Consider the following 1998-nt stretch of genomic DNA (forward strand, 5'->3'; position numbering starts at 1 on the left):
GGCGACACCACGTCGAGCACGGACTGGAGCGACACCAGCACCGGGTAGAGGCGTTTCTCTGAGCGTGCCGGCAGCGCAGCGTCGCCCTTCAACCAGGAGATCGCAGGTGAGGCTGGAATCGCAGGGTGGCCGTCGCGCACCACAGGGCGCGAGTCGAGGTAGAGCATCCGGTCTCCGACGATGGCACTCGAGCGAGTGCGGGCGCCGGTCGCTGCATCGAGGACAGCCGGGGCGAACCCGGGATCGTCGATGGACCGCCCGACAGGTTCGTCCAGGCCGAGCAGGCGATCGGCGGCGGCGTTGCTCACGCGCACCACACCTCGTGTGTCGACCGCGAGCACCTCGCGCCGATCGAGTCGAGGATCATATCGCCGAGGCCGAGGCCTGCTCCCGCGAAGAGGCCGAAGGATCGTCGTGACCCTCGGCTTCGCATGGATCCTGGGCCTGCAGGAGCGCCGGCGACTCGGTCGCCTGGATTCCGAGGGGCTGCTGGTCGGCGCCGACGGCGGGACGCTCTCCACGGTGCCGAAGATCTTCCGCGGGGCAGAGCCGAAGCCGGGTGCGCGCGCCTCGCTGCGCACCGGCAACCTCGTGGTCGTCGCCGGCGGACACGCTCCCGTCTCCGCCGCGAGCGTCGATCCCGCGGACACGGCCATGGCCGACACGATGCTGGACCCTGAACGGCCCACCCTCCGGCCGAAGCTCATCTGGTTCAACCTCGCTCTCACCGTCGCGGTCATGGTGCTGCTGGTGCTCGACATCCTGCCGCTGCCGTACGTGTTCATGGTGGGAGCGGGCGTCGCGCTCGTCATCAACTTCCGTGGCATCAAGGAACAGGCCTCGGAGATCGTCGCGCACGCACCGAGCATCGTGGGCGTGGTCTCCATGGTGATCGCCGCAGGAGTCCTGGTCGGCGTGCTCACCGGCACCGGGATGGTCGATGCGATGGCCACGTGGATCACCGACGTGCTCCCACCGGCGCTCGGTCCGTTCCTCGCGCCGATCACCGGTGTGCTCTCGATCCCGTTCACGTTCTTCATGTCGAACGATGCGTTCTACTTCGGCATCCTCCCGGTGCTCGCCCAGAGCGCCGCGAACTTCGGCATCGATCCCGTGGAGATGGCGAGGGCGTCGATCACCGGCCAGCCCGTGCACCTGCAGAGTCCGCTGGTACCCGCCATCCTGCTGCTCGTGTCGCTCGCGAGCGTGAACCTGGGCGACCACCACCGCAAGGTGCTGTGGCGCGCCACGATCGTCTCGCTGGTCATGCTCGGCGTCGGCATCCTGACCGGAGCCGTCCCGTTCTTCGTGGCGCAGTGACGCTCCGGTGGTGGGGAGCGCGGACGCCGTGCTCCCCACCATCGTGCGTGCACAGCGCCATGCTCGGCCCGTGATCACTTTCCTGTTCCGCGGCCTGCTCTACGTGGTGTCCGCCGGTCTCGGCCTGATCGCCGCTGACCTCCTCCTCGACGGCTTCACGATCGAATGGGACAAGTGGTGGGGCTTCGTCATCTGCATCCTGATCTTCGCGATCCTGCAGAGCGTGCTCGCGCCCTGGGTCGGCAAGATGGCCAACCGCTACGCGCCGGTGTTGATGGGCGGTATCGGGATCTTCTCGACGCTGATCTCCCTCGTCGTCGTCGTGCTGCTGCCCATCGGCGGGCTGCGGATCACCGACCTGACCGGGTGGCTGCTCGGTGCGGTCATCGTCTGGCTGATCACGGCGCTCGGCAGCGTGCTGCTCCCGCTCCTCTTCCTGCGTAAGAAGGTCGCGGCGGTCAAGGGCCAACGCCGCTAGGGCGTCCGCCGTTCTCGTCTACTCAGATCGCGTAGTGGTCCGGCGCGGTGAGCAGAGCCCTGGTGTCCTCGCCGACCGTGCGATGACGCGGCTTCGCCGGCACTCCGACGAGCACGCTGTCGGCGGGGGCGTCACGAGTGACCACGGCGTTCGCACCGACCACGGAGCCGGCCCCGATCGTCACGGGGCCGAGGATCTTG

The 1998-nt window shown here is 68.5% G+C and carries 1 protein-coding gene and 3 pseudogenes; 2 read left to right on the plus strand and 2 right to left on the minus strand.

Annotation, left to right across the window (positions count from 1 at the left end; all coding sequences use genetic code 11):
* Window positions 1-308, minus strand: a pseudogene (locus KZA10_RS13485) (hypothetical protein); the annotation flags it as partial.
* Between the two features lie 109 nt (window positions 309-417).
* Here KZA10_RS13485 and KZA10_RS13490 point away from each other — a divergent pair.
* Together KZA10_RS13490 and KZA10_RS13495 are read left to right on the plus strand one after the other, a co-directional pair.
* Window positions 418-1320, plus strand: a pseudogene (locus KZA10_RS13490) (SLC13 family permease); the annotation flags it as partial.
* 10 nt (window positions 1321-1330) lie between these two features.
* Entirely contained in the window at window positions 1331-1798 is a 468-nt protein-coding gene (locus KZA10_RS13495) for a phage holin family protein (RefSeq protein WP_308289677.1), read from the plus strand.
* 22 nt (window positions 1799-1820) lie between these two features.
* On the opposite strand, the pseudogene KZA10_RS18220 reads toward KZA10_RS13495, so the two are convergent.
* Window positions 1821-1998 (minus strand): annotated as a pseudogene (locus tag KZA10_RS18220) (serine acetyltransferase); the annotation flags it as partial.

This window comes from Microbacterium sp. BF1, assembly GCF_019279095.1.
GTDB classification, from domain to species: Bacteria; Actinomycetota; Actinomycetes; order Actinomycetales; family Microbacteriaceae; genus Microbacterium; species Microbacterium maritypicum.